Genomic DNA, 25581 nt, shown 5'->3' on the forward strand with positions numbered 1-25581 from the left:
CAGTGGCCGGCATGAGTGGGAAGACGCGGATGGTGTACGAGGGGCGGATCGTGCAACTGGAACTGCTGGATGGCAAGTGGGAAATTGTGCGCCATGCTGACGCGGTGGCAATCCTGGTGCTCAATGAGCGCAAAGAGATGCTGCTGGTGCGTCAGGAACGGCGCGCGATCGGCGCTATGACCGTTGAGGCGCCCGCGGGCCTGATCGACGAGGGAGAAACCCCGGATCAGGCAGCGCACCGCGAACTGCAGGAGGAAGCTGGGCTGGACGGCGACATGACCCTGCTGACCCGCTTTTACTCCAGCCCCGGCTTCTGCGATGAGCAGCTGTACGTGTTCGAGGCCCGCAACCTGCGTGAAAGCCGGTTGCCGCAGGACGAGGACGAGGAGATCGAGATCGTCTGGATGGCGCCTCAGAAGGTTCTGGACGGCCTGAAAGACGGCACGCTGGTGGGAAGTGCCTCCACGGTCACGGCTGCGTTGTATGCCACAACCAGCCTGGCCAGGGCAGCCGAGTGAAGACCTACGTCTCCCCCACCCAGCGGCCGGATACCGCCACGGTGGTGGCCATCGGCTCGTTCGACGGCGTGCACCTGGGTCATCAGGCGCTGATCGCGCAGCTTAAGGCGCGTGCCCGGCGTCACCGGGTGCCGAGCGTGGTCTACACCTTTGACCCGCCGACGCGGGTCCTTACGCAGGGCGTGGAATTCCTGTCCACACTGCCAGAGAAGCTGGATCTGCTGGACCGTTATGGGGTCGACGAGACGGTGGCCGTCTCGTTCACCACAGAATTCGCGGCCCGGCCCAAAGACGCCTTCCTGGAGGATCTGCGGCTGCTGCGGCCACGAACCATTGTGGTCGGGGAGGACTTTCACTTCGGACGTGGCCGGGCGGGGTCGGTCGAGGACCTGCGGCTGGTCGCACCTGAGGTTCTGGTGGTCCCGATTCACGGCCTGAGCGGCGAGGACATCAAGAGCACGCGGGTTCGCGAGTACCTGCGTGCCGGGGATGTGGCCGGTGCCCGCCGCCTGCTGGGCCGCCGCTACGAAGCCCAGGGTGTGGTGGTCGAGGGTGATCAGCTGGGCCGCACGCTCGGCTGGCCTACCGCCAACATCCAGGTGCCGGAAGGCAAGGCGCTGCCGCTGGGTGTCTTCGCGGTCACCGTCGCGGGTGAGGGCCTTGACGCCTGGCCTGGTATGGCCAACGTCGGCTTCCGTCCCACCGTCAACGGCCATGAGCGCCGTTTCGAGGTTCACCTGTTCGATTACCAGGATGATCTGTATGGTCAGGAGCTGCAGGTCAAGTTCTACACGCATCTGCGCGGCGAGCAGAAGTTCAGCGGCCTGGACGCCCTGAAGGCCCAGCTGGTGCTTGACGCCCAGGCAGCCCGCACTGCACTGGCCCATACCGACTGAGCTTCAGAGGTCTCAACATAAGGCGCAGCAGTCTTCACCGGCAGATGCTCCACCCCTCGTACCTGCCGGTCACGGTGGCCCCCGCGCCTTGCGCACAAGGGTCTGGCAGCAGTCACCGGAAGACACCCTTCATCTCAAATTGCCTGGGGCGTACCCTGTGCGCATGAGCGCCACCAATCCCAGCCCTCTGCCAGCCGTACTGGACCTGGGCTACTCGCTGTGCCCCAACGACACCTTTATCTTTCATGCCCTGCACGCCGGGCTGGTGCGCGGCCCGCTGCCCGTGCGGGAAGTGCTCGAGGATGTCCAGACCCTCAACGAGTGGGCTCTGGGCGGCCGGCTTCCTATGACCAAAATCAGTTACCGGGCCTATTTCGAGGTCATGGACCAGTACGTGGCGCTGCGCGCCGGCGGAGCCCTCGGGCGCGGCGTGGGTCCACTGATCGTGACGCGTGGAGCCGCACAGGACCTCAACGGACGTCGGGTCGCTTCCCCGGGGGCCCTGACGACCGCCGAACTGCTGCTGAGGCTGGTCTTCCCTGAAGTTCAGGTGGTCCGCATGCGTTACGACGAGGTGATGCCAGCCGTCGCCCGCGGTGAGTATCAGGGGCAGCCGCTGGACGCGGGGCTGATCATTCACGAATCGCGCTTCACGTACCACGAACATGGCCTGAAAGAGCAGCTGGATCTGGGAGCGTGGTGGGAACAGGACACCGGCCTGCCCCTGCCGCTGGGCGCCATTCTGGTTCGCCGCGACCTGCCGGGCGACCTGCCCTGGGCGCTGAACACCGCAGTGCGCCAGAGCCTGGAGTACGCCTACGCACACCCCGGCGCTTCACGCGACTACGTGCGCCAGCATGCGCTGGAACTGTCCGACGAGGTCATGCAGGCCCATATCGACCTGTACGTCAACGCTTTCAGCCTGGACGTGGGCGCCGAAGGAGAACAGGCCGTGCGCGAACTGTACCGCCGGGCTGTGGAAGCCGGCGCCGTGCGTCCAGGTTCCCAACCACTCTTTGTTACACCACCTCACGGGAGCTGATGGGGACTGCGTGGGAAAACGATGGGAAATGTAAAGAAAGTGTGGACTCGCTGAGTTAGGCTGAGCGGGTGACCACACCCGGCGCTTCTGCGCAACCGTCCATTGAGGTGACGGGGCTGTACAAAAAGTACCGCTCCCACACTGTTCTGGAAGACGTCAACCTGACCGTCAGCCCAGGCGAGGTGTACGCCCTGACCGGCCCCAACGGCGCGGGCAAGACCACCCTGATCCGGACCATTACCGGTCTGGCTTTTCCCACCCGCGGGGAGGTCCAGCTGCTGGGCCGCAGTGTTCACAAGGAAGGCATTCATGCACGCGCCTACCTTGGCGCGGTGGTGGAAGCCCCGGCGCGGTTCTATGGGCAGTTCACCGGCACCCATAACCTGATGATCCACGCGCGGCTCGCAGGTATGGCTCCGGGAGTCCAGCCCATCACGCGCGCCCGGGTCCGGGAAGTGCTTGCCCTGCTGGAACTGACCCGCATGGCTGACCGGCGGGTCTCCGAGTTCTCGCTCGGGCAGCGGCAGCGGCTGGGTGTGGCCAGCGCCATTCTGGCCGAACCCAAGGTGCTGATCCTGGACGAACCCACCAGCGGCCTGGATCCCCTTGGGATCGGGCTGATCCACCGGATTGTGACCAACATGGCTGCCAGCGGCTGCGCAGTGATTCTCAGCACCCACCACCTGCGGGAGATCGCCACCTATGCACACACGGTGGGCATCCTGACGGGCGGACGGTTGGTGGACTCCGTGGACCTGCGGGCCCGGCAATCGGCCTACCGCTTCCGGGTGGACGATCCCGTGGCGGCGGCGGCCATCCTGGACCGCCTGCCGTTCGTGAAAAAGACCAGTACCCGCACGCCGTATGCCATTGCGTACCTGGACAGCGAGTCGCGCGTGCCCGAGACCCTGACGCACCTGAGCAGCCTGGGCATCCGGGTGCTTGAGGCCAGCCCAGACCTGTTTGACCTGTACGAGTACTACCGCGAACGTGTGGAGCTCCCCTGATGAAGACCCTGCTGATCCCCGCCCCGGAGGCGCGATGCTGAGCCTCCTGTCTCTGGAATTCCGCAAGATGCTGGGCGCCCGCAGCGCGAAGCTGGCGCTGCTGGTCACCTTTTCTCTGCCACTGGTGTGGGCTTTCGCACCCCGGTTGAACGTGCTGGTGCCGGTCGGCATCATCAGCGGCTGGCAGTTGCCGGCGGTCAGCCTGGGGGTCGCCGTGCAGACCCTGATTCCGCTGTTTCTGGCGGTGACGGTCGCGGAACTGATCGGCGCCGAGATCTCGCAGGGCACGCTGGCTCCGCTGCTGCTGCGGCCCGTGGACCGCACCCGCGTCATTTTCAGCAAACTAATCGCGGCGCTGACCTACCCCTTTATCCTGGTAACCAGTACTGTGCTGGGAGCGCTCCTGGCCGGCATTCCCCTGGGCTTCGGGACCTTTACCGGCGGCACCGGGCTGGGTCCCGGACTGTTCGTCGGCGTGGGTGAATTGAGCAGCGCAGAGGCCCTGGGGCAGGTCGTGCGCGGCACCCTGTTGGCTGGCGTGATGCTGATGCCGACTGCCGCTCTGGCCCTGCTGTTCGGGGTGATGTATCTCAACACGGCTGCTGCGGCCCTGGCGACGATCGCGGCCCTGAGCGTCATGCGGCTGCTGGTGGTGTTCCCAGAAGGCCTGCAGCGCATTCTGCTGACCAGCCACCTCAACCTGTACGTGCAGCAGGGCAACCTGACCGAATCACTGATTCTGCTGCTGATCTACACCCTGGGCTTTGGCCTGATCGCTGCGCTGCTGTTCGAGAACCGCGACCTGTAAAGGCACAGACAAAGGAGGCCCCGGCACAGTGCGTGCCGGGGCCTTGTTGTCGCCTTACTTGTTCTGGGAAAGGCGCTCAAGCACCAGACGGCTGACCGTCTTGAGGGTCTCGAATACGCCGCCGCCGGTATGGGCCGTCGCTTCAAACAGCAGCAGTTCCTTTTTGGGGTCCACCACTGCGCGGATCATATCGGCCGACAGGGCGTCGGGCAGATCGCGTTTGTTGATCTGCAGCACGATCGGCACGTCACGCACGTCGATACCATGCTCTGCAAGGTTCTCGCGCAGGTTGCGCATGCTTTCGGCGTTGGCACGCAGGCGGTTGGGCGCGCTGTCTGCGACGAACACGATGCCGTCCACGCCACGCAGGATCAGTTTGCGGCTGGCGTTGTAAAACACCTGTCCAGGCACGGTGTAGAGGTGAAAGCGTGTTTTGAACCCCTGCACGGTGCCCAGGTCCAGCGGAAGGAAGTCGAAGAACAGCGTCCTCTCGTCCTCGGTGGCCAGGCTGACCATCTCACCGCGCAGGTGACCAGGAACCTTGGAAAACACATGCTTGAGGTTGGTGGTTTTGCCACTCATACCAGGGCCGTAGTAGACAATCTTGCAGTTAATTTCTCGGGCCGCGAAGTTGATGGTGCTCATGCAGTTACTCCTGTATGAAAAAGGTCAACCCAGCAGGTCGTCGAGAAGGGCGCTGGCGCCTTTGCTGAAGTCGTCCGTGAACTGCACTGGCGGCACATCCTTGAGCTCCTCGAGAATGGCGGCGAGTTGCGAGATGGTTTTCTTGGCGTAGACCTTCACTTTGCCCAGCGGCACGCTGCCGTCGAAGATCAGTGTCAGCAGGGCCGAGTCACCGACCGACTCTACATACAGGGTGCCGTTCTCGCCCTGGTGGATCTGCTCGCTGAACGTACGCTCGCCCAGCATGTTGGCCAGAGCAGCGGTGGCAGCGGCGTTGCTGGCCACCAGTGTGGCGACGCTGTCGAGGGCCGGAGGACGGGGCGCCCAGAGCGCTTCTTTATGGGAGAGCACGAAGCCCTTGCGGTCTACCAGCAGACCGTAACGGACGCCAGTGGTCACCAGCAGGTCCTGAATCAGCTGATCTACACGTTCATAGGCGTCACCGTACAGTGCAAGTGAAGGTTCAATCATGTCCCCCGGAGTATAGAAGTGACTTTCATACAGGACCGTCACATGCCTGCTGTCAGTTGTGAGTAAAAGCACCGGGGCAGGCCGGATGCTCATGCGTCTGTCAGGGAGGGGACGTTACACTCGCCCGCGTGAAGGGCACATCATCATTCCGCAGGCGCCGGCTTCTGAAGCTGGCGCTGCTTTCCGGCACTTTGCTGCTGACCACGGCGGCGGCCCGTCCGCTGGCCATTGGCGGCGCGCTGCAAAGCGCAAGCGTAGGCACCCGCGTTATCGGGGGCAATGAGATGCTGGCGGTATGGACCCTCCCGCGCCTTGGGGTCAGCGTCCGCAACGACCCGCTGGACCTGCGGCTGCTGCTCGGAGGCCGCGAACTGCGCTACTCGCCCGACACCGGCTGGCAGGCCCTGGGGTTTGCCCTGAGCGCACCGCTGCCTGTGCCGCAAATTACCGATGGCAGTCTGTATGTTCCGCTGCAGGCCCTCCTGGCCCTGAACGTTGGCGTGCTGGCCGACACCCCTGACCTGCTGGACATCAGGGCGCCGGCCAGTGTACCCACCACAACGTTGCCGCCTACCCGGCCGGCCCCAGGGACTGTAGCGACAACTCCTGTGTCCCCTTCCCCGGCCGCTCCGGCGCCCGTCCCACCGGCCTCTGCGGCTCCTGTGGCCCCGCCCGCACCGGCCTTCACGCCTGTTGCACGCCTGGATACCGTACGGATCAGCCGGACACTCCACCGCACGGTAGAGGTGCAGCGCGTGGTGCTGGAGCTGAGTGGGCTGGCGCCGCACAGCGTCACCCGGGAGGCACGCGGCCTGAGGGTGTCGCTGCCTGGCGTGAGCGCCCAGAGCAGCGTCCAGACCCTGCCCTCTGGCGACACGCTGAGCGTCACCCAGACCGCTACAGGCACCAACGTGGCCCTGGCCACAGGCGGCGGCCGCAGCGAGATCTTTACGCTGGAGAACCCTCACCGTGTGGTGATCGACACGACCACCTACACCGACACCCGGGTGCCGCCGCCCATCAACCCCGACCAGCTGCCGACCGGGGTGACCTACCGGCACAGCGGCAACCTGCACCTGCTGAGTTTCGACCCGGCACGCTTCCAGGCGCGGGTGGTCAGCGCCCCGCAGGGCCGCGCCATGGACGTGGCCCAGCTGGTCAAGGGGGCTGGAGCGGTTGCTGGGGTCAACGGCGGGTACTTCGACCCGGCCAGCAGCCTCCCGGTGGATCTGGTGGCTGTCGGGGGCCTGATGACCGCCGGCAGCCTCGAAAAACGCGCCACCGTAGGCTTTACCGCACAGGGCGAGCCCCTCTTTGGGTACCCCCGGCCCCGCTATGTGCTCAGTGGCTCCTGGGGAACCGTCACCGTCAATGCTGTGCGCAGCCGGGCCACGCCCAGCCTGCTGACGGCCTTCGTGGGAGACGGACGCACCGCCGTGGGAGCCGATACATTGACCACGCTGTATCTGCAGCCAGGGGCGACCAGCGTTACTCGGGCGCTGAGCGGCGTTAATACTCCTCCAGCCGGCACACTGGCCTTTACCTTTGACCCGGCCCGGTACCCGCAGCTGCCACGTGCTGCCGGGCAGCCGCTCAGTGCCGCCCTGAACTGGCAGGCCAGTGACGCCCCCTGGCCTACCGCCCAGGACGCGCTGAGCGCCGGCCCGCTGCTGCTGCAGGGTGGCCGGGTGGTTCTGAACCCGGCACGCGAGGATTTTGACACCCGGACCAACATCTGGCGGCCGACCCGGCAGGTGGCCTTTGGCACGCTGAATGGTCAGCCGACCATTGCGTATCTGGAACACGGCACACCGGAAGCCTTTGCCGCAGCGCTGGCCAGGGCCGGAATGCAGGACGCCGTACGTCTCGACAGTGGCAGCAGCGCCACCGCATACCTGTCTGGCGGCTACGCCGATCTGGGAGGCTACCTGAATACAGTCTGGAGCCGCCCAGTGCCGAACGCGATCGTGTTCGTGCCCAAAACGAATACTGCGCGGACGAAGTAGAGGGCAGCCTCAGAGCCAGTCTTTTCAGCAGAGCGCTTCTGAACGACAAGTCGCTTCCCCTGCAGAGGCAGGCGCCCGCAGCATGAGGGTGCTGCCTTCGGGCGCGCCCCCAAATGCCGCCTCGTGCATGCCAGCTGCCTCCTCTATCCCGCCCAGATTCGCCTGAGCACCAAGTTGCTGGAGTTGAAACGAGCTCCAGAGATGTCGCAGTGTCAACGCCTGTTTGTGCCTGTCCCGCCCGCAGGTCACAGGACAGACAGGCGCGTTGAGCCATTGCAGAGCCCACCAGGAGCCCTTTATGTCCGACCCTGAGAACCAGAAAATCAGAACTCTGATTGCCAGGGCGGACTCGCTGGTGGTGACGGACCCACAGCTGGCCATGACCACGGCTGAGCAGGCCATTGCCCTGGCTCATGACGCCGGTGACCAGGAGGGCTACGGCCAGGGACTGTGCAGCTATGCGGCCACGCTGTTTTTCCAGTCGAAGTATTCCGAAGCACATCAGGCGTTCAGGGAAGCGCAGCAGGTCGGCGAGGCCCAGGCCGATCAGAGGCTGATGGCACGTGCGGTCAATGGTCTGGGCATCACGTCCCCTCAAGGTACGACCCATAAGTCCGCTGTTCACCCCTGATGCTGCCAAGAAAAAGCCCGCTTGAAGCGGGCTTTTTATCCTTATTGAGCGGTTGTCCTGCTCATGTGATCAAGCTCAGTTGTCGTTGTTATTTCGAGCTGGTCGAGCTTCCGCTGGCATTCAAGCCCAGGTTAAGCACGCTGGTCAGGCCACCCATCAGGCTGCCACTGCTCGGGCCGTTCGAGCTGCTGCTGGCCAGCCCTAACGCGGCACCCAGTGCGGCGTTCGTACCCACATTCAGTCGGCTTTCACTGCTGGAGATGCTGCCATCCCCATTTCTGTGGCTGCTCTGGCCACTGGCGCTGACTTCAGCGCTTAACCCTGCGCCCACAGCGCCCAGGAGACTGGCATTGCTCTGGCCTCCGTTTTGTCCACTGGAGCTCTGGGCATTCCCACTGAGAACAGTGGTTACGCCTGCACCCACTTTGACATCCACATTGCCGCTGCTGCTTGTCTCGGCGGACGCAGCACTAACGCTGAGGGCGAGGGCGGTCAGGGCGGTCATGATCTTGGTCTTGTTCATGGTGGTTCCTCCTGTGACCTATGGTGCGCGCTGCCGGTGGCGTGACGTTGAGAGAATCAGCCGCCACCTTGGGTGTTGAGCAACCCATGCTCATATATCCAGATGCATGAAACCGAGGAAACAGCTTGAAGTGCGTCAAAAGTGCACAGGACAAAGTGATCCGGGTTCCTGAGAAGCCGGTTGAATCGGAGGAGCTACAAAAAAAAGGGTGATCCAAACGTCGTTAAATTGATACGTGCCTCTTGTATTTGGTCGCACCGCTGGTCTGCACCGCTGGCCGGGACACCGTAGGTAATGAGCGTGTTTTTAGGCTGCATGAACGCTGCGCGCCCAGCTGGCGCATTTGATACGCCGTTTCCTCTTTTTCTGCTGGCGTCAATCTCTCCTGGAAACAGTCGCCTGACGCTTATTCACCGCTACAATTCGTCATTCCCCTCAAGGTACGACCCCGCTTTCCCGAAACCCTCTGCTGGGGCTCCGCCGTTGCCAGCAACTCCAGCAGACGCACGTAGGCGTGCGCGGTGACCTGGACGTCACCGAAACTGCGGTGTCGACCGCCCGGCGCGAAATTCAGCCCCAGACGCTCGGCCAGCACGGTCAGGTTATGGGCACGCTCTTTGGGAAAGGCTCTGCGGGAAAGCTGCACCGTACAGTGCTCGCCTGCCGGGGCCCAGACCATTCCCAGGCGGCGGGCCTGGGCGCGCATAAACCCGCAGTCGAATCCCACATTGTGGGCCACCACAGCCGAGTCCCCCACAAACTCCAGGAATTCCGGCAGGACCTCCTCGATTGTTGGTGCGCTGCGGACCATCTCGTTGCTGATGCCATGCACCCGCTGGGCATGCCAGGGAATCATCAGGCGCTCGCCTGCGGCGTTGGTGGGCCGGACCAGCGTCTCGTATCTGAGGTGTTCGTGCACCTGCCCATTCACGACTCGAAGGGCACCGATCTCCACAATCCCGTCCCGTTCCGGGGAGAGGCCGGTGGTTTCCAGGTCGAACACGACAACGTTCACGCCTGCAGGGTAGCGCGCAGGAGACGCGCGAGGGGTCTGGAGCAGATCAGCGGACCGGCAACGGCTCGTAGGCGGTCTTGACGGCACCGTTGGCAAAGGCAGACTGGCAGCTGTGCAGAGACTGACCTCCTGGCGACCTGAGACGCTCCTGTCCTCCAAGCTGACTCTGACCTTCACCGTCCGGCCGTCTTGCGAGAAAGGGGAAGCCGACGGGGTGTACCGACCAGCAACCACACCTCCTTGTCCGGCAGGTGTGCTCTGACCTCCTGGCCGCTTTGAACAAATCCGGGCTCGTACCGGATTCATGCGTGGATCTCGGTACGGTGCTCACTCTTGGACTGGACCATCAAATCACTGCGTGCGGCCTTGCCGACCAGCCGAAAGAGAGCTTCAGATGCCGGCGGGCATATGCGCCTGCATAAGTGCACTCACCGCGTCCTCCTTGCCCTTGGCTTCCACCTCAATCCAGGGCACGTCGGCATACGCACTGGGCAACTGCGTAATCAGGTGGCTGTGCCGCCGGTCCTGCGGACCATCGATGCCATTGCTGAGATGCACGACCTGCCATTCGGGCGGCGTCCAGGTATTTCGGGCAGCCAGCACCCACAGGCGCACGCTGGGGTCTTCCTGATCAGGCAGCCGTTCACGGACCACATGGTGATGGGCGTCAAAGACCAATGGCGTGCCTGTGGCCTCACACACCGGCAGCAGGTCCTGGGGACCGTAAGCGCGCTCATCATTTTCCAGGCCCAGGCGTGGGCGGACCGATTCCGGCAGGTCGGGGATCAGGGCCTGCAACTCAGCGGCGCGCCCACCTTTGCCGCCGTGCAGCAGCAGCAGGTTCCACGTACTGCGCTCCAGCCCCAGGCCGTCCATCACCCGGGCGTGGGTGGTCAGCGCCGCCAGACTGGAGGCCCGGACTTCGGGACGCTCACTGTTCAGCACAATGAACTGTTCAGGATGCATCAGGACGCGAATTCCGGCTGTCCGGAACGCTTCCCCCGCCTCGCGCAACGGCCCGGCCAATGAGGAAAGCACGGCCTCGCCCGTGTCGTCCCCTGCAAGGTCGAGCATCGGGAACAGACTGGAGCTCATACGGTACAGGCGGATGCCGCGCGCGGCGCAGTAGGCGGCGGCGCCACGCAACCGGGCAATATTGTCGGAGTACAGGTCCAGCAGCTTCGCCTCGCGCTCCGCCGGGCTCAGCATCCGGTAACGGCTGAGGGTCACGGTCCGGAAGCGCACCTCCGGACCCACCGTGAGGCATACCAGTCCGTAGGCCGGCGCCCCGGTCATGCTGGTCTCCGCGCCGCGCGGCGGCAGCGGTCGGAACAGTACCGGACCTGATCCCAGTCACGCGCCCACTTGCGCCGCCAGGTAAACGGCAGCCCGCACCCGGCGCAGATCTTGCTGGGCCGCTCAGACGGCCTGCGCCCACCGCCGAAGCTTTTTTCAGGCCATGTGCCCTTCTCAGCCATGGGGCCACTCCGGGGTTCGCTGCGCGTGTCTATGGAGCTCATGTGCCGTGTTACAGGAGGGCTTGTAGGTCAGGACCTGCGGTTCCGGGGCTCCGGACACTTCCAGGGTAGTGAGGTGTGACAATTTCACCATGAGGTCGGCAGGATGATTTTGCCTCTGCCCTGCACTCCATCCGCTGCCGTGGAACATCTGCTCCAGAGCTGCCGGGCCGTGGACGTCTTCCGTGTCCGTACACCGCCAGCGGAACGATCCAACCAGAGCGCGGCCCAGCGTGGTCTTTCCACTATCAGCCACGCCTACTACCACCTGTCTCATGGACTCCAGTCTGCCTCAACCAGGGGATACCTACCGTGGCACGGCCCGCATCTTTCGGCGGACGACCTGGTTCAGAGCTGTGCGAAAGGCTGAAGGTATGGCTCGGTGGCGAAGCGCGGCGGTCATTCTTGGAGTGTTCGTGAGCCGGCAGCTGCACTGTTGTATCTGCGCTGGTGTGTCTTTGCGCTGATGATCGTTGGTCTGCTGTGGGCCTCTTCGGCGTGGCCACTGAGCAGTTGGGGGATTGCCCGCTATGACGCCCTGCTGGCGGGATTCTGCTGGCCCAGCTAGGACTGCTCTGGGCGCGCATCGAGTCCCAGCGCGAGGCAGCTGTGGTGCTAGCTTTCCACGCTCTGGGCTTTGCACTGCTGGTCTTCAAGGTCTGGCTGGGCAGCTGGGCCTACCCTGAAAAAGCTCACAGCAAAATCCTTGCCGTCCCGCTCTACGCGGGGTTCATGTACGCCAGTGTAGGCAGTGACATGGCGCAGGCATGGCAGCAGTTCGGGCTGCACCTGTCGGGCCTTCCCAGCTCCGGGTGCAAATCGGGCTGACGGGCGCTGTCTACCTCAATTTCTTTACGCACCACTTCGGGCCCGACCTGAGGTATGCGCTGACGGTGGTACTGATGGTGGCCTTCCGCCGTGCTCAGGTGAGGTTCAACGTAGCCGGGTATGCCCGGCAGATGCCGCTCCTTATAGCGTTCGCGCTGATCGGACTCTTCGTATTTATCGCTGAAACCGCAGCCACCTACCTGGGTGCCTGGGTCTATCCACACCAGCAGCAAGGCTGGCAGCCGGTCCATCCGGGCAAGTGGCTGGCCTGGACCCTGCTGATGGTCGTGGCATTTCTGATCGTTTCAGAGCTCAAAACCTGGGAGGCGCGGCGGGCAGCTGCGCTGAGCACCGACCCTAGAGCAGGCGACCAGAATCGGCGGGGTCAGTCTCGGGCGGATCAGGCGCGCGAACCGGCACCCCGCGCGCGTTGAGAGCCTCGCGCAGCATGGGAATGTTCTTTAAGGCATGCCCCCGGGTCGTGTTCTCAGGAATCACCCTTTGTAGGTCACTTTCTGCCAAGTTCACCACCAGCTTGATATCAGCGGTATTCCCCTTACCCAGCGGCGCGTTGAAGTCGGCATAGAACCGAATACCCAGCCTGAACAGCACCGTGTTCACCCCGTCCCAATCACCTGCTTCAACCAGCCCTCTTAGCTTTGCCAGACCCTCTGCCAGTTCACCAGCCAAACGGGTGACAGTCTCAGGCAGGTAAGCGGTCAGCAAGTCCTCTGGCTTGCCCTCTAAGGGGCTAGCAGCAGCGCGTCTGGGGGAAGATACCCTGACACCACTGAAGGTACCTTCACGTCCTTTAGAGAGGGAAGTGTGCTGTCTCAATACCCTCTTGAATACTAGGTTCAGTGATTCAATCAATTCTTCTGTCACTTCCAGACCAGAAGCCTTCAACATGGCTTCAAGCTTTTCAGCCTTCTGCTTGTGTTCTGCAATGATTCTGTTGGATAAGGCAATCTCTTTGTCAAGTTCGGCAAGCTTCTCAGCGTTGGCGGCAATGAAGGCAGCAACGTCTACCCCTTCCATCAATGCCAGCTTGTTGACGGTGTTAACCAGTTCATCCTTCTTCTTTGCGGCGGAATTCCTGATGCTAATGGCCGACTTGATGCCCGCGTGAAAGTTGACTACTTTTGCCACAACCTTAGTCAGTTCCTTGGCGTAGTTCTCAGTCGTGCCAAGCGTAGATGCCTCATCCACGAATTCCAGCAGCTTCTTCGTCAGTTCGGTGTACCTGAAGGACTTGCCACATTCAGCGCTGCCGTGTTTGCCCGTGTTCCTGTAGCTGGCCTGAATGACCTTCCTGTGACCAGTACAGACCACGATGAAGGTCTTGTACTGTTCTCCGTTGCGCTTCAGGGTCTTCTTGGTCTTGAACCTGACCCCTGCCTTTTCTCCGCAATGGCTACAAAACACCAAGCCCTGGTAGGGTCTGGTGCCGTTGTAGTGGTCATTGTCAGCCTTGGTCTTCAACGTCTGCGCTTCCTTGACCCTGTGGTACAGGTCATCACTGACGACTTTGGGGTAGTGGAAGGTGCGCGTTTCAACTTCATCAAAGAAGCTGTAAGTCTGCTGAAAGTGTTGCCCGTTGTACTGGTCCAGCAGCTTCAAGGTGTCCCTGAAGAAGTGGTGCGTATAGGGCTTGCCGCTTCTGGTCCTGTAACCCCTGGCTGAAGCATGGTCAATGGCTTTCTTGATGCTGCGGCAATCGGCAAACACGGTTAGGAAGTCCACCAGGGCATCTGCTTCAGAAGGGTTGATGACCACCAGCTTGAACTTGTCCTTGCGGCTTTCATCCTGCTTGGAGATGTAGCCATAAGGCAGCTTCATCACTGAAGACCCCTTCTTGAACTGGTTGATACGTCCTTCCCAGTTCTTTTCAACGATGCCTTCTCTTTCCATCTCAGCAAAGAAGCTTTCAAACTTCACGTCTTTAGCGCACTGCCTGTAGGTCTGATACGTCATACCTTTGTCGGCAATAGACACTTTGCCACCAGCGGCGTAAACAGCCATGATGATTTCTTTCAGTACCGCTTGTTCTCTGGCAATGCGGTCTACTTTCCTGATGACCACATGCTTAATCGTCTTGCTTTCAACGAGGTCCATCAAACTGGACAATATGTCTCTGTCGGCACCCTTCTTGGTACCGCTAACAGTCTCGTGAAACCAGTGACCTTCCAGCAGTTCCCAGCCCTGGCTAAGGCCATAAGCTTTGCAAGCTTCATACTGCGCTTCTGGACTGGTGTTGTCTGCCTGACCTGCGGTAGAAACCCTGGTGTAGACAGCAAATCTATTGGCAAACCCCGCTTCTCTTGCGTCCATGTGTTCACCTCTCTACCCCGCTTCCAGACGGTGCAGGTAACCATCTTACGTGTATGGTGTTTTGTCGAAACCCTTCACAGCCTGTTCTGCCTGTCTCACTGGCTATGTGTAATTTGTCTTGTTGATTTAGTTGCATGGGTGTCCTGGTAATAGGTGTATTCCCTGCCTGGGTGGGTGGCAGGGCTAGACTGGTTAGGTGGATAAAGTTTTGGCTGGCCTGATGGTCCTTGCCTTTAGTGGGGGAAGCGTGGAAGCTGTTCGGCTTTCCTCTATGACTAAGGATAAGTTGTGTATTGAACCTGTGACTTTCTTTAAACAAATGGATGACGAAGAACGGGTAGAGGAATATTATGAACTTGATGTTGCTTACATCCAAGACCTGAAGAAAGAAGGTTTCGCCATCGGTAGAAAGTGTAAGTACATTGTAGAAACAGAGATTGAAACCATCGGTTACCCTGGTACTGCATCATCACTTATTCAATTGACCAGTGATGTGATGGTTGTTTCTGCTGCTGAAACAGAAGGGATTCTTATCTATAGAAAGATAGAAGTAGTGAAAGGTGACATAAAGTTAAATATCCTGCTGAAGAAGATGGAAGCAATGACAGCGGCGAACTTAGCAGACTTTTTTACAGACTGGAAACTAGTCAACAGAAAGTAAGACCTGTACCAACACACCCCTAGCCACACTGGTTAGGGGTATCTTCTGCCTTACAGGAAGGCCAGGAGGGTGGTAGCAAGAACAGATGTGGGAAGTGCTGGTGTAAGGGCTTTTGCTTCTTCAGTTGACCCTTCTGCCTGGGCTGATGCAATCTTCTCCTGAATAGTGACGTTCTACTACTTCTCAAAGGGCAACGGGTCCAGGATCCCCTATCAGATGCAAAGGCTTACTCGGCATAGAACCCCAGGAGGCAGGGGGGTTCGGGGACAGTTTTTGCACTTTCTCTGCTGGTGTCCAAACCCCCAACAAATTCAGCACAGGACTGCCTGCGCAGAAATACTTGAATAGCCATATCAATATGCTCTGCCCGCCCTACAGGAACACCCTCTAACGGGTCTCCTAATTCCTTCCAAGAGTAAGGTATGGGTGTGAAATTGTTGCTGGTTATTGCTGCCCTGATGCTGTTCTCAAGTTGCCAACGTGACTTGACCATGGAGCAGAAGTACGAACGGTATTACTCAGAGTGTATAGATTTTGAAGTCGCAGCAACGAAACGTGCAAGAGATGCCGACACCTTAGACACAGAAACGATGGATACAATATCTACCAATTGTAATATCAGGGCTAAAGATATGATATACACAGAGGTTGGGATTAAATAACCATCTGATCTTTCACGGGCTTTACATCCAGACGTTGACCTGGTCTTTCTCCTGGCGGATGCACCTGCTTAAAGCTAGAAAAACGCTGAATATTCAGCGTGAAACCCCAGGAAACAGGGGGGTTAGAAACGGGTCTATCCGTTTTTCTCCTGCCGCTGGTACCCATGACGGTCACATTTCCAGACACGCGGTTCTTAGGCCGAAATAGTGAATAATTTTTTCTCAGAACATTGGTTAGGGAATCTTGGTAACACTGGTATTACTTACGGCTACTCTTCCAGTCTCTAATAAAAAACTCAACGGTTTTATCCATGTCTTTTGAAATCGGGCTTATATGGCGAACTGGGTCATCCGAGGTCTTGTAATCAAAACTCATACCCCAAGTGTTTTTACCGCGAACACTAAGATTTACTAGTACTACCTGCATATCGGTATAGGTGCCAGAAGAATTAAAACTAGCTTCCACCTCCTGAAATAGGGCATAGCCGCACTTTTGTGGAGATTTAGCTAAATTGTCGTAAACCATGAATCCTAGTCGTTTTAATTCAGCGAACGATACGAGAGGAATCGTTGCTAATTTCGTTGCATTATAACTTGACCCTTCAGTATATCTAAAAACAAAGTAGTCACGTATACATATGTCTTCAGCCTTCAACTCTGAAAGATTGACAGCTTCTCCACTACCAACCAGTAGGGCACCCAACAACATCAGCTTTTTCACAAGCTAAGCATATGCCGCTGCCAACCACACCACCAATAGTGGCAGCGAGGCAGGAAGGGCAAGAGAAACCAGAGGGTACGTAGTCGCCTTCTTTCGTGCTGCCCCCAGGGGGAAACGCACGCCTAGGGATACGGTACACCTGGAACTAGCCAGATGTCTCCGCTGCGCTTAGCCACATATGTGTGTTAATTATTCCAGCTTGTCATCTAGATACAGCTGATAGATATGCTGGCTATGTTGTATGTGTGCTTGCAGTTCCATAGCCTCACTAATCCATTCATCAAGTGTCATTCCCTTGTGTTTAGCAAGCTGGACGGCAATGTTCAGTACAACGGGGTGAAAGTTTACTAGCAATTTCTGTTCCATGTTAACGTAGGCCTCCTATGTTTTCCAAGTTTCTTGCGTTGATTCGGGGTTAGTTTGTGTAGTTCTCTCTGTTCTAGGAACCAATCTGCAAAACACTTACGCCTTAGGTCTAGTTTGTTGTGCTTACCTGCCGCTGCATCATTAGCAGGTTTGTACATGTACGTGGTTGCCTGCCGTAATTGCTTGATATACGGCACATCACGCCAGGATTCCGCTTGCCCGACAATCTCCCAGGTAACGGTATGCACGTTCTTTCCCACCTTGATTGTTTTGGGTGGCGGGTATTTTCGTGCTTGGAGAAACTGTAAGTGTGGCTTGTCGTTTCGGCGCACCCCTAATTCCACTTTGAATCGCCCTGGCTGGTCATCATCGGTCATTTTGTTGGTTAGTTTTTGTGCCAGACTTAGGGTTCTGGAATCGTACAAACCTGTTTTACCTAGCGTGACACTACCTAAGTACACGTCTGCACCGTGTGTGTCTTGATAAGCGATAAGGCTTTTCATGACTTTCACGCCGTACAGCTTAAATAAGCTTTTTCGATTGTCTTTGAATTCGGATATCTGAATGTCTAGCGTCTGAATAACCTTGTAAACTAATTCACCTATCTCCTTAGGTGTCATGTCGTAAATGTCGTATTCATGCGTGTCTAGAACCTCAGCAACCCGATAATAGGGTGAGGTCATTGGTCTCCATTTGGTTTAAATCAGATTGAGAATGTGGATTAAAAGAACTGTTGATTCTTGTCGTGCTGGACAGTGTTAAAGAGTGTTTTTAAACAAGAATCTTATACAGAATACCAGGGGTTCATGTTGTTGGTTGATTCTCTGTCAGATAGCGCAAGTAATCATAGAAAGACATGCCGTGCCTGTCTGCGTTTCTGCGGATTGCTGCTTCTGTTCTGATGTTAGGCAGATTTGAATGTGTTCAGATTTATGCATTAGGTCTCCATGCCATGACAATATGGGTTTAAAAGAATCCCCAGAAACAGGGGGTTTTGTTTGAACTGACTAGCCATTATAGTCCGTCACTGCATAATCGTCAAGTCATGCTATATACATATGCACTGTGTCTAAGTTGACTCCTATTTCGCATGCTATATGGGTCTGCAACTAAGAAAAGTCTGTGTAACTTAGTTTCTCGTTTTTCCCGTGTCTTTACCCCTGTTCTGGTTTGTAGGGGTGCTACTGACAGTTCTGTGCGGTTCTAGAGGGTGTTGTCTGCCTGCGTGCTGGTGCTGGTGCGGTTGCAGAGAGATAGGATTATGAACAAGAAGCTTCCTGGGAGGGTTTTTACCACTGTCATAATCCCACCCATTAGGGGTACTGGTGATCTGCAGTGCTTAGATTGCTATCCTCAAAGTATGAGAAAAGTCACATTCTGCTTAATGTTCATCGGTGCGATGGTCCTAGCCACCCTGGACTCCACCACCTCAGCCACTTCTACCGATGCCAAGTTAAGCATGGCAGCCAAGGACTACTGTCAGACCTTTACGAAACGCGATCATAGCAATTACAAGATCTTGACGAATATGTGGGCGTCAGCAGACCTTAAAGTTCGGTATGTAGACATTCAATCCCCCAAGAGTTATCAGTACATTGTCGTCAATCCTAAGCAAACAGCTCTAGAGTCAAACACATATTACACTACCGTGGTGCGGTCCATTGAGCAATGGACTGAACGTGTCTACGAAGTTCAGATGGAACGCCAGTCTCAGGCTTGGGCATCGAGGAATAAGTCCATTAGTAGTCTTTCTTGGAGGTACTCTGAGGCCTTAAATGCTCTTTTTTACATCTGGGTAACCGATGGACATGACCTGCGTTTTGGGGGGACCTCTATTCTTAAAAAGAACGGCAAAGGATACATGGAGTGCACCTTAGCAATGACACTTAATCCCCTTTAATTGCCAATCTACTTTTCAACAATGCTTAATTGCAAAATCACTGCCTCGTGCTTTTTGAATGATAATGTGGTCGTGCAAGTGCAAGTTGCATAAAATAATGATTGGCAGCAGGCGAGAGATACATACATTAACTATGACCCCTTGAATGAGGCCTATTGTGGTGGTCCCAGAAATTGACGGAGCTAGCACGTTGGCTAGCCCCACTGGAAGGTTGTCTTCAGGTGAACACATGTAAGCCCTGAAGCCCTGGTCAGTCTATCGGTTGAACTTAGGCAAGAGGTGGTCCAGTGCCTCTGTCGCACCTGGTGGTGTGAAACCAAAGCGGTCAGCCATAAGAAGCTGGAAGTAGCGCACGTTGCCAAAGAAGCTGGTGAAGCCGTCACGTAACTCCATAGCAGAGGTTGTTTCAGCGTTGCGGGAATATCAACATCCAAGTTCAGTAGTGCGTAGGCAGTAAGCTGAAGCGTGGCAAGAAGGCAACCGAAGGATAATGGGTATAGGTTTAGTGGAGTACTCTCGTGAAAATCCCGAAGTACCACGAATTCTTTAACCCTCTTCTGGGGGCTATGCATGCTTTGGGAGGCAGTGCCACCCTTGCCGAATTGGACGAAGAAGTTGTGCGGTCGATGAAACTTCCGCCAGAAGTAGCCGAGATTCCTCATGGAGAAGCAGGCAGGACCACCGAGGTCCAGTACCGCCTCGCCTGGGCACGTACATATCTGAAAAAGTACGGTCTTATAACCAACAGTTCCCAAGGAGTGTGGGTGTTAACTCCTGAAGGTCAGGTTAGGAAAACAGTTGATGGGCGAGAAGTCCAGCGTGTTGTCAGGGAACAGCGGCAACGGAATTTGCTCTTTGCGACACCCTTGTCTGTAATAGACCAACAGGACTCTGAGACAGAAGAATCGCTACCAACTACGTACCTTGACTGGTCAGAACACTTACGAGAAACGATTCTTGCGATGTCACCCTCTGCCTTTGAACGTTTGTGTCAACGGCTTCTCCGCGAGTCAGGCTTTATCCAGGTTGAGGTGACGGGACGGTCAGGCGACGGAGGAATAGACGGGCATGGAATCGTACGGCTGGCTGGGTTACTCAGTTTCCCCATCATTTTTCAGGCCAAGAAATACCGAGGTTCAGTCGGTGCCCCAGACATACGCAACTTTAGGGGTGCAATGGTAGGACGTGCTGACAAAGGCCTGTTCATGACTACAGGCACTTTCACGCCCGCTGCATCTGCGGAGGCTACCCGTGATGGTGCCCCTCCCATTGACCTCATTGACGGGGATGCCCTTATCGCCAAGCTGAAGGAACTCAAGCTTGGCGTGACAACCCGTATGGTTGAAGTGACTGAGGTAGACGAAGCTTGGTTTGCCGCCCTGTAATCGGAAGTCCTTACCGCTACTCGCTATAACGTTGTAGGACCCGCGTTACCTGCACAGCCGTCCAATCTTTCCCTTGTCGGGTTCGGAACCCCTCACCATTCAACCTGTCTGCAATTGCCCGTAAAGCCATGCCGTTCTCGCGGAGGGTCTCGATGTAACCTCTAACGTTCGCATAGCCTTCTCGGGCCTCCTGACGCAAAATAGCCCTACCCAAAGCCCGAGTTTCCTCTGTCATGGGCCTGGGACTACCCAGTTTTGTGCCACGTGATTTTGCCGCCGCCAAAGCCTCTTTCGTCCGTTGACTGGTGGCTTTTGCCTCATGTTCTGCCATAACCGCGAGAAGTTGGATGGTCAGTGTGTTCGCGTGAGGCATGTCACACGCGACGAACTGCACTCCCGACTCAAGGAGACCAGTCACGAAGTGAAGGTTGCGACTGAGGCGGTCCAGCTTGGCGATCAAGAGGACTGCATTCTCCGCCTTAGCATGTGCTATAGCCCTGCTAATTTCGGTCCTCTGTCTCTTGCTGGTTCCCGTCTCGACTTCCGTATAGGTGGCGATAAGAGTCAGATCGTGGGACTGTACATGGCGTTCAATGCAGGCTTGTTGGGCTTCTAGACCAAGACCACTTTGACCCTGCTTCTGCGTGCTGACGCGGTAGTAAGCAATGGTCTTTTGTTCCTGGGGCCTATGCACGGTCATATGCAAATTGTAACACTCTAGAAACGGTCATATATAAACTGTTACACTTGCGAGTTGTTCTGGTAGTCACTTGGCGCTACACTACAACAGTGAGAAAATTAACAATTCTTGCTGGCCTATTCCTTGCGTCTGCTGCTAATGCCCAGATTTTTGACTCAAGCGAGAAGTGCGATGGAACACTCAAAGTTCTTGGGGGAAGTTGGCAGTACGATTGGAAGCAAAAGGGTATATTTCCAAATCCTTCCAAAGATGTGGTAGACCGAACAACGTTTAGTGTGTCATGCCCGACATTTTCCATAAAGGCCACCTCCGAAACTCTAAAGGTCACTGCGAACTCACCCAAAGTCCTCATTTCTAAATCAGGTTTAGCGCGGTACGATATTACTAGCTCTGTAGACTTATTGTATACAAGCGGTACCACTGACTCTAAATCGTATATGTTTCTAATAGGTATTGGCTTTAACAAAGCGGGCACCAAATTCATTATTGAAGATGAAGGTATGTATGGTAATGAATTAAGCAGAGCTGGGAATCCAATATTCTTTAAAGATGTCGCAATAGGTGTTAAAGTAGATGATGGTGCATTGACTCCCGTATGGTATGACGGTCAGTTTAGTCGCTTTAACTTTGATGCGTCTGTTAATAAAACTCTTGACATATTTGTCACTACAGGGACTTATACGCGCTTTGAACGAGTTAATCTTGATTTAAACGCAAACTCCTTTACGATTTGGAAGAAGCACGAATTTCCTAGGCCATAGAATCTGTTCTGCTATCGACTTATAAATACAATCGATAACAAGTTGCCCTCCATATAATATATGGAGGGTGCTTAATCTTCTGGGGATTAGAGCCCGTCTCTGACTCGAAAGCACAGTCTATAGCTACGTCCCGTAATCGCTTTGCAGTGGTTTTTGGAGATTCATCACAATCTTATCGTGATACGCCAACGTGTCATGCAGGATTTTCTAAGTTATTTCTACTTCTACGGAGTGAACTCTTTAATCCACAGAATCTTTATTCAATGTAATCTCATTAAATAACTTGATTCAGTCGCAAGGCATACAGGTAGTGACCAGTCTTAATCTGAAATGTATTCACAGATACAAAAAGCCACAAATTGAATTGAACCCTCTGATCACTTGTATAGTTATTTTCATCTAACACTGCGTTGGAAACGTAGCGGCAATCTTCCGCTTGTAAGTCGTACAGATGTTTCCGTTGCGGATTTTCACGGAAAATATACCTTGCACAGTCTTTGCAGATCTGGTCCATTACGGACCATTCAATATCAGGCATACCTTCATATGGGAAGTCAAGGCCTACATAGTCATCCATTCCCCCACAATACCCCTAAAGGCTGACGGGCGACTCCGAAAAATCGCCCGCTGGAAAGTGGCCTTTAAGGAAGACATGCAAGCCCTGAAGCTGTGATCATCCATCAGCTATTTTAGGCATCAAATGGTCCAGTCCCTAGGTTGCACCTAGAAGTGTGTACCCAAAGCGTTCTTCCGAAGCTGGAAATACCGCACATTGCCGAAAAAACTGGTAAGGCTGTCACGTGACCCCTTAGCGGAGGTTGTTTCGAAAAACCAAATATGTTCCATTGTTGCTAGTTCGACTTATAATGGTATAAGTAGGATCTCATACTTTTCTGAGGCAATTTCTATATCAAAGTCAGTAACGTTAATAGCCAACTTATACTCTTTGATCATTACTCGTTCCCCAGCTCCAGAATACACATAGGCAACATTTAGTATAACTCCCAGAAACGGATCTTGAGGAGGGATTGAAGTTGGCCAGTGTGATTCTGGAAGCAGCTTGGCCTCTGAATCGTATTTACTCACTTCACGAGGAATATAGTTTTCTAAATATTCCTGAACCTCTTCATGCAATGGAGGTGCATCAAAGAAATCAATACTGTCTTCGACAAATCCGCCACTTTGTATAACTGGATGCCAATCGCCAAACCTTTCTTCAATCGATAGCTCAGGAACTTCTAACCATACATCTTTTAGAAATATAATCCCTTTACTAAGATTATAAATATATAGTTTGAACCCATTATCTCCTCTGGAGATAGCGGCATATAACATATGGCTAGTTTCCAAGCTCAGTTGCTGCTGGATAAGTTGCAGTTGCTCCCGAAGCACAGTCATCTGTTGGTTGCTAGACTGCACTTGTCTTTCTGCGACTTCAACTTGTCTCTGGGAGACAGCAATTTGTTCTTGTGTTTTCTCTATTTGTATGTCAGTTTTGATATTCTGCTGTTCTAGTTTATTGATGGTAGCAGCACTAACAAAAACAACCACTGCGGCTACGATTGCTTGAGAGACTGCCGCGTAACCTTCAAGTGACAATGTGCCCCTTATATGGTGGTTCCACCATCCATACACAAGAATTCCGACTGCAGCAGCTGCCACAATGCCCGCTGCCGCCAGCCAGCCCTTGCCAGCTTCTCGCGATGTTTTATCGGCTCCAGTAGTTGTTTCGACTTCTGCCACGGGATTTAGCGTAGCAGGCGGAAAACCATTCTCGTTTTTACCTAAGTGACGCGGGTCATGCTACCTGTTGAACTTGGGCAAGAGGTGGTCCAGTTCTGCAGCTGTCCCTGGTGGCGTGTAGCCAAACCTGTCAGCCATTAGAAGCTGGAAATAGCGCACGTTGCCAAAGAAGTTAGTGAAGCCGTCGCGTGACCCCTTAGCGGAGGTTGTTTCGAAGAATACGTACAATTCTGCCAGTTCGTCGTTGACAAAAGCAATCTTCTCGGCCCACTCGTCCATTTCGGCGCGGCTGTACAGGTAGTCGTGGCGCTCGGCTGCACTCTGACCTTCCCACCAGCTGGCGCTGTTGCGTCCATGCAACCTCAGGTAACCGACGTCTCCGGTCACGTGCACTACCGGCTCGGGCATTCCTCCCACCGGCGGATAATCCGGACTGACCCAGATCAGCCCGAATTCGGCCATGCCTTCCCGGACCTCGGGCTTGTCCCAGCTGGCATGCCGCAGTTCCACGGCGAGTTCGCGCCCCGCAAAACGCTCGGAGAGCATATGCAGGTACTTGCGGTTGTCTGCAGTGCGGTGAAACGAGTACGGAAACTGCGCCAGGTACGGCCCCATGATGCCCGCCTCACGCAGGGGCTCGGGGCTCTGCAGCATGCGGTCAAAATCCACATCGGTGGGGGCGCGGTCATGGGTAAAGACCTTGTTGAGCTTCACCGCAAAACGGGTGCGTCCCCCCGACTTGCGGGCCATGCCCTCGAAGGCTTTCAGACCGGGAATGGCATAGAAGCTGCTGTTGAGCTCTACGGCGTCGAAGTAGGCAGCGTAGGTACTGAGATAGTCGTCCTTGCGCACGCCCTCATAGATCAGGCCTGGAGCAGTCCATTCCTCGTTGCTGTACCCCCCGCAACCGATATACACGCGCATATTCCGAGGCTAGCGCGAGTCTCAGCCGGCGCACACCTGCGTGAACGCTGGGTTGAGATGTCTGCCGCGCTCAGCCGGAATGTGACACGCGGTTGAGGCTGGTCCAGAAGGCTGTGATGGTTTTCAACGTTTCGGCAAACTGCCGCAGATCCAGCGGCTTGACGACGTAGGCGCTGGCGCCATGCTCGTAGCTGGCCTGCACATCCCGGGTCTCACCGCTGGTCGTCAGCATGACGACAGGAATGCGCCGGGTTGCCTCACATGCACGGATCTCGTCCAGCACAGCCAGACCGTCCATGTGGGGCATCTTGAGGTCCAGCAGAATCAGGTCTGGCAGTTCGCCTGAATCGCTCTGCAGCAGAGCCACCGCCTCGCTTCCGCCCCCGGCCACCACCACGTTATGGTCCTGCCCGGACTGTGCAAATGCGTCCAGGGCGAGCTCCACATCGTGAGGATTGTCGTCTACCAGCAGAATGCGTCGGCTTTCCATAGCGTCTCCTCGAATGGGGGCCTGGAGTGATCGTATGAATATAGTATCAAGGTCAGATAAAGATGTTCATGACACGAACCACGTTTGGGGGTAAATGTCACAAATAATCATCAGGCATCTGCACAAGGCAGAAGCTGGCTCCATTCAGTCCTCGGCACGGACGCGTAGACTGCACAGCGTGTTGACCAAGCGCATCATTCCCTGCCTGGACGTCCAAAATGGGCGCGTGGTGAAAAATGTACGGTTCTTCGAGAACCATCGGGACGCCGGTGATCCGCTGGTGCTGGCTCAGGCCTACGAGGCTCAGCAGGCCGACGAGCTGGTCTTTTATGACATCACAGCCACCCATGAAGGCCGCGCCCTGATGCTGGACGTCGCCGCGCAGGTGGCCGAGCAGGTGATGATGCCGCTTACCGTGGGCGGAGGTATTAATGCCGTGTCGGACTTCCGGCAGCTGCTGATGGCCGGTGCCGACAAGATCAGCGTCAACAGCGGCGCCGTGAAGCGCCCAGAGCTGATCCGTGAAGCCAGTGACCACTTCGGTGCACAGTGCGTGATGCTGAGTATTGACGCCAAACGGCGCCCCGGAACGCAGACCTGGACCGTGCATGTGGGGGGCGGCCGGACCGATACCGGCATTGACCTGCTGGAATGGGCGGTTCAGGGGCAGGCGCTGGGAGCCGGCGAAATCTGCCTGAACATCATGGACGCCGACGGCACGCGGGCCGGCTTTGACCTGGTCGCCACCCGGATGGTGGCGCAGGCTGTGGACCTGCCGGTGATCGCCTCGGGAGGAGCTGGCCAGATGCAGGATTTCTGCGATGTGCTTCGTGGAGGCGAGGCTGGAGGCCATGCGGACGCAGCCCTGGCGGCCAGCGTGTTTCACTTCGGAGAGCTTACCGTTCCCCAGGTCAAGACTTTTCTGCAGTCCCAGGGAATTCCGGTGCGGCCAGACTGGCCCGCCGACCCCCTCAGGAGGGGAGCATAATGA

At 56.6% G+C, this 25581-nt stretch carries 26 protein-coding genes and 3 pseudogenes; 14 read left to right on the forward strand and 15 right to left on the reverse strand.

Annotated elements, in window-relative coordinates; all coding sequences use genetic code 11:
* Positions 1 to 11 precede the first annotated feature (11 nt).
* The 5 genes from DEIDE_RS10170 (at position 12) to DEIDE_RS10190 (ending at position 4271) form a co-directional block, all read left to right on the forward strand.
* Positions 12 to 518 carry an NUDIX domain-containing protein gene (locus DEIDE_RS10170; RefSeq protein ID WP_041227217.1) on the forward strand — a complete coding sequence of 169 codons (507 nt, stop codon included), beginning with the start codon at positions 12 to 14 and terminating at the stop codon, positions 516 to 518.
* Positions 515 to 1414 (forward strand): riboflavin biosynthesis protein RibF, encoded by a 900-nt coding sequence (gene ribF / locus DEIDE_RS10175; RefSeq protein WP_012693867.1) that lies wholly within the window; start codon positions 515 to 517, stop codon positions 1412 to 1414. The genes DEIDE_RS10170 and ribF overlap by 4 nt, the downstream gene beginning before the upstream one ends.
* 163 nt (positions 1415 to 1577) lie before the next feature.
* A complete protein-coding gene (locus tag DEIDE_RS10180; RefSeq protein ID WP_041227218.1) occupies positions 1578 to 2456 on the forward strand; it encodes a 1,4-dihydroxy-6-naphtoate synthase in 879 nt (292 codons plus the stop codon).
* Between the two features lie 68 nt (positions 2457 to 2524).
* The gene (locus DEIDE_RS10185; protein WP_012693869.1) at positions 2525 to 3463 is read left to right on the forward strand and encodes an ABC transporter ATP-binding protein; all 939 of its coding nucleotides are present in this window, start codon (positions 2525 to 2527) and stop codon (positions 3461 to 3463) included.
* Between the two features lie 34 nt (positions 3464 to 3497).
* A complete protein-coding gene (locus tag DEIDE_RS10190; protein WP_012693870.1) occupies positions 3498 to 4271 on the forward strand; it encodes an ABC transporter permease in 774 nt (257 codons plus the stop codon).
* A gap of 54 nt (positions 4272 to 4325) precedes the next feature.
* Here DEIDE_RS10190 and mglA read toward each other — a convergent pair whose 3' ends face one another.
* Both mglA and mglB read right to left on the reverse strand, forming a co-directional pair.
* Positions 4326 to 4916, reverse strand: coding sequence for a GTPase MglA (mglA, locus tag DEIDE_RS10195; protein ID WP_012693871.1), 591 nt, complete (start codon positions 4914 to 4916; stop codon positions 4326 to 4328).
* A 24-nt stretch (positions 4917 to 4940) separates the two neighbouring features.
* The gene (gene mglB / locus DEIDE_RS10200) at positions 4941 to 5426 is read right to left on the reverse strand and encodes a GTPase-activating protein MglB (RefSeq protein WP_012693872.1); all 486 of its coding nucleotides are present in this window, start codon (positions 5424 to 5426) and stop codon (positions 4941 to 4943) included.
* 128 nt (positions 5427 to 5554) lie between these two features.
* Between mglB and DEIDE_RS10205 the strand changes: the two genes are divergently transcribed.
* Complete coding sequence (locus DEIDE_RS10205; RefSeq protein WP_012693873.1) at positions 5555 to 7432, forward strand: phosphodiester glycosidase family protein; 1878 nt, start codon at positions 5555 to 5557, stop codon at positions 7430 to 7432.
* A 298-nt stretch (positions 7433 to 7730) separates the two neighbouring features.
* On the forward strand, positions 7731 to 8063 hold the full coding sequence (locus DEIDE_RS10210) for a hypothetical protein (RefSeq protein ID WP_012693874.1): 333 nt from the start codon (positions 7731 to 7733) through the stop codon (positions 8061 to 8063).
* An 88-nt stretch (positions 8064 to 8151) separates the two neighbouring features.
* Here DEIDE_RS10210 and DEIDE_RS10215 read toward each other — a convergent pair whose 3' ends face one another.
* From DEIDE_RS10215 to DEIDE_RS18460, 4 genes are all read right to left on the reverse strand, one after another.
* Entirely contained in the window at positions 8152 to 8586 is a 435-nt protein-coding gene (locus tag DEIDE_RS10215) for a hypothetical protein (protein WP_012693875.1), read from the reverse strand.
* A 406-nt stretch (positions 8587 to 8992) separates the two neighbouring features.
* Positions 8993 to 9601, reverse strand: coding sequence for a 3'-5' exonuclease (locus DEIDE_RS10220; protein ID WP_012693876.1), 609 nt, complete (start codon positions 9599 to 9601; stop codon positions 8993 to 8995).
* 390 nt (positions 9602 to 9991) lie between these two features.
* The gene (gene uvsE / locus DEIDE_RS10225) at positions 9992 to 10897 is read right to left on the reverse strand and encodes a UV DNA damage repair endonuclease UvsE (RefSeq protein WP_012693877.1); all 906 of its coding nucleotides are present in this window, start codon (positions 10895 to 10897) and stop codon (positions 9992 to 9994) included.
* Positions 10894 to 11121 carry a DUF2256 domain-containing protein gene (locus DEIDE_RS18460; RefSeq protein ID WP_338032116.1) on the reverse strand — a complete coding sequence of 76 codons (228 nt, stop codon included), beginning with the start codon at positions 11119 to 11121 and terminating at the stop codon, positions 10894 to 10896. Before DEIDE_RS18460 ends, uvsE begins: the two co-directional genes overlap by 4 nt.
* 606 nt (positions 11122 to 11727) lie before the next feature.
* On the opposite strand from DEIDE_RS18460, the gene DEIDE_RS19945 reads away from it, so the two are divergent.
* Positions 11728 to 11946, forward strand: coding sequence for a DUF817 family protein (locus tag DEIDE_RS19945; protein WP_049760466.1), 219 nt, complete (start codon positions 11728 to 11730; stop codon positions 11944 to 11946).
* Positions 11886 to 12182 (forward strand): annotated as a pseudogene (locus tag DEIDE_RS19950) (DUF817 family protein); the annotation flags it as partial. The gene DEIDE_RS19945 and the pseudogene DEIDE_RS19950, both read left to right, overlap by 61 nt.
* A gap of 121 nt (positions 12183 to 12303) precedes the next feature.
* Here DEIDE_RS19950 and DEIDE_RS19955 read toward each other — a convergent pair.
* A pseudogene (locus tag DEIDE_RS19955) lies at positions 12304 to 12435 on the reverse strand (DUF72 domain-containing protein); the annotation flags it as partial.
* 1371 nt (positions 12436 to 13806) lie between these two features.
* Positions 13807 to 14277, reverse strand: a pseudogene (locus DEIDE_RS19960) (recombinase family protein); the annotation flags it as partial.
* Positions 14278 to 14473: 196 nt separating this feature from the next.
* Between DEIDE_RS19960 and DEIDE_RS10245 the strand changes: the two are divergent.
* A complete protein-coding gene (locus DEIDE_RS10245; protein WP_162485443.1) occupies positions 14474 to 14938 on the forward strand; it encodes a hypothetical protein in 465 nt (154 codons plus the stop codon).
* Between the two features lie 921 nt (positions 14939 to 15859).
* Here the strand turns inward: DEIDE_RS10245 and DEIDE_RS19050 are convergent.
* The 3 genes from DEIDE_RS19050 to DEIDE_RS10255 all read right to left on the reverse strand — a co-directional run bounded on the left by DEIDE_RS19050 (position 15860) and on the right by DEIDE_RS10255 (position 17370).
* Positions 15860 to 16321: a hypothetical protein gene (locus DEIDE_RS19050; protein ID WP_012693883.1), complete on the reverse strand. Its 462-nt coding sequence runs from the start codon at positions 16319 to 16321 to the stop codon at positions 15860 to 15862.
* A gap of 189 nt (positions 16322 to 16510) precedes the next feature.
* The gene (locus DEIDE_RS19055; RefSeq protein ID WP_162485444.1) at positions 16511 to 16687 is read right to left on the reverse strand and encodes a hypothetical protein; all 177 of its coding nucleotides are present in this window, start codon (positions 16685 to 16687) and stop codon (positions 16511 to 16513) included.
* On the reverse strand, positions 16669 to 17370 hold the full coding sequence (locus DEIDE_RS10255; protein WP_012693884.1) for a hypothetical protein: 702 nt from the start codon (positions 17368 to 17370) through the stop codon (positions 16669 to 16671). The genes DEIDE_RS19055 and DEIDE_RS10255 overlap by 19 nt, the downstream gene beginning before the upstream one ends.
* Positions 17371 to 18047: 677 nt before the next feature.
* Here DEIDE_RS10255 and DEIDE_RS10260 point away from each other — a divergent pair.
* A complete protein-coding gene (locus DEIDE_RS10260) occupies positions 18048 to 18587 on the forward strand; it encodes a hypothetical protein (protein ID WP_041227221.1) in 540 nt (179 codons plus the stop codon).
* A gap of 518 nt (positions 18588 to 19105) precedes the next feature.
* The gene (locus tag DEIDE_RS10265; RefSeq protein ID WP_012693886.1) at positions 19106 to 19972 is read left to right on the forward strand and encodes a restriction endonuclease; all 867 of its coding nucleotides are present in this window, start codon (positions 19106 to 19108) and stop codon (positions 19970 to 19972) included.
* A gap of 16 nt (positions 19973 to 19988) precedes the next feature.
* Here DEIDE_RS10265 and DEIDE_RS10270 read toward each other — a convergent pair whose 3' ends face one another.
* Complete coding sequence (locus DEIDE_RS10270; protein ID WP_012693887.1) at positions 19989 to 20672, reverse strand: recombinase family protein; 684 nt, start codon at positions 20670 to 20672, stop codon at positions 19989 to 19991.
* Between the two features lie 89 nt (positions 20673 to 20761).
* Between DEIDE_RS10270 and DEIDE_RS19060 the strand changes: the two genes are divergently transcribed.
* Complete coding sequence (locus DEIDE_RS19060; protein ID WP_162485445.1) at positions 20762 to 21433, forward strand: hypothetical protein; 672 nt, start codon at positions 20762 to 20764, stop codon at positions 21431 to 21433.
* Between the two features lie 861 nt (positions 21434 to 22294).
* Here the strand turns inward: DEIDE_RS19060 and DEIDE_RS19065 are convergent.
* The 3 genes from DEIDE_RS19065 to DEIDE_RS10290 all read right to left on the reverse strand — a co-directional run bounded on the left by DEIDE_RS19065 (position 22295) and on the right by DEIDE_RS10290 (position 24590).
* A complete protein-coding gene (locus DEIDE_RS19065; protein WP_162485446.1) occupies positions 22295 to 23176 on the reverse strand; it encodes a hypothetical protein in 882 nt (293 codons plus the stop codon).
* A 60-nt stretch (positions 23177 to 23236) separates the two neighbouring features.
* Positions 23237 to 24100: a DUF72 domain-containing protein gene (locus tag DEIDE_RS10285; RefSeq protein ID WP_012693891.1), complete on the reverse strand. Its 864-nt coding sequence runs from the start codon at positions 24098 to 24100 to the stop codon at positions 23237 to 23239.
* Between the two features lie 70 nt (positions 24101 to 24170).
* Positions 24171 to 24590, reverse strand: a complete 420-nt coding sequence (locus DEIDE_RS10290; protein WP_012693892.1) for a response regulator — start codon at positions 24588 to 24590, stop codon at positions 24171 to 24173.
* Positions 24591 to 24768: 178 nt separating this feature from the next.
* On the opposite strand from DEIDE_RS10290, the gene hisF reads away from it, so the two are divergent.
* Positions 24769 to 25578 (forward strand): imidazole glycerol phosphate synthase subunit HisF, encoded by an 810-nt coding sequence (hisF, locus tag DEIDE_RS10295; protein ID WP_041227567.1) that lies wholly within the window; start codon positions 24769 to 24771, stop codon positions 25576 to 25578.
* The last annotated feature ends 3 nt before the right edge of the window (positions 25579 to 25581 follow it).

It is taken from the genome of Deinococcus deserti VCD115 (assembly GCF_000020685.1).
Taxonomy (GTDB): Bacteria; Deinococcota; Deinococci; order Deinococcales; family Deinococcaceae; genus Deinococcus; species Deinococcus deserti.

What these genes read in the sequence shown, in the direction of transcription:
- DEIDE_RS10190 (WP_012693870.1), top strand. Translation starts at nt 3,498, where the DNA reads ATGCTGAGCCTCCTGTCTCTGGAATTCCGCAAGATGCTGGGCGCCCGC.
- mglB (WP_012693872.1), bottom strand. Translation starts at nt 5,426, where the DNA reads ATGATTGAACCTTCACTTGCACTGTACGGTGACGCCTATGAACGTGTA.
- DEIDE_RS10270 (WP_012693887.1), bottom strand. Translation starts at nt 20,672, where the DNA reads ATGACCGTGCATAGGCCCCAGGAACAAAAGACCATTGCTTACTACCGC.
- DEIDE_RS10210 (WP_012693874.1), top strand. Translation starts at nt 7,731, where the DNA reads ATGTCCGACCCTGAGAACCAGAAAATCAGAACTCTGATTGCCAGGGCG.
- DEIDE_RS10290 (WP_012693892.1), bottom strand. Translation starts at nt 24,590, where the DNA reads ATGGAAAGCCGACGCATTCTGCTGGTAGACGACAATCCTCACGATGTG.
- DEIDE_RS10255 (WP_012693884.1), bottom strand. Translation starts at nt 17,370, where the DNA reads ATGACCTCACCCTATTATCGGGTTGCTGAGGTTCTAGACACGCATGAA.
- DEIDE_RS10170 (WP_041227217.1), top strand. Translation starts at nt 12, where the DNA reads ATGAGTGGGAAGACGCGGATGGTGTACGAGGGGCGGATCGTGCAACTG.
- DEIDE_RS18460 (WP_338032116.1), bottom strand. Translation starts at nt 11,121, where the DNA reads ATGAGCTCCATAGACACGCGCAGCGAACCCCGGAGTGGCCCCATGGCT.
- mglA (WP_012693871.1), bottom strand. Translation starts at nt 4,916, where the DNA reads ATGAGCACCATCAACTTCGCGGCCCGAGAAATTAACTGCAAGATTGTC.
- DEIDE_RS10180 (WP_041227218.1), top strand. Translation starts at nt 1,578, where the DNA reads ATGAGCGCCACCAATCCCAGCCCTCTGCCAGCCGTACTGGACCTGGGC.
- uvsE (WP_012693877.1), bottom strand. Translation starts at nt 10,897, where the DNA reads ATGACCGGGGCGCCGGCCTACGGACTGGTATGCCTCACGGTGGGTCCG.
- DEIDE_RS19055 (WP_162485444.1), bottom strand. Translation starts at nt 16,687, where the DNA reads ATGGAACAGAAATTGCTAGTAAACTTTCACCCCGTTGTACTGAACATT.
- DEIDE_RS10285 (WP_012693891.1), bottom strand. Translation starts at nt 24,100, where the DNA reads ATGCGCGTGTATATCGGTTGCGGGGGGTACAGCAACGAGGAATGGACT.
- DEIDE_RS10260 (WP_041227221.1), top strand. Translation starts at nt 18,048, where the DNA reads ATGAGAAAAGTCACATTCTGCTTAATGTTCATCGGTGCGATGGTCCTA.
- DEIDE_RS10215 (WP_012693875.1), bottom strand. Translation starts at nt 8,586, where the DNA reads ATGAACAAGACCAAGATCATGACCGCCCTGACCGCCCTCGCCCTCAGC.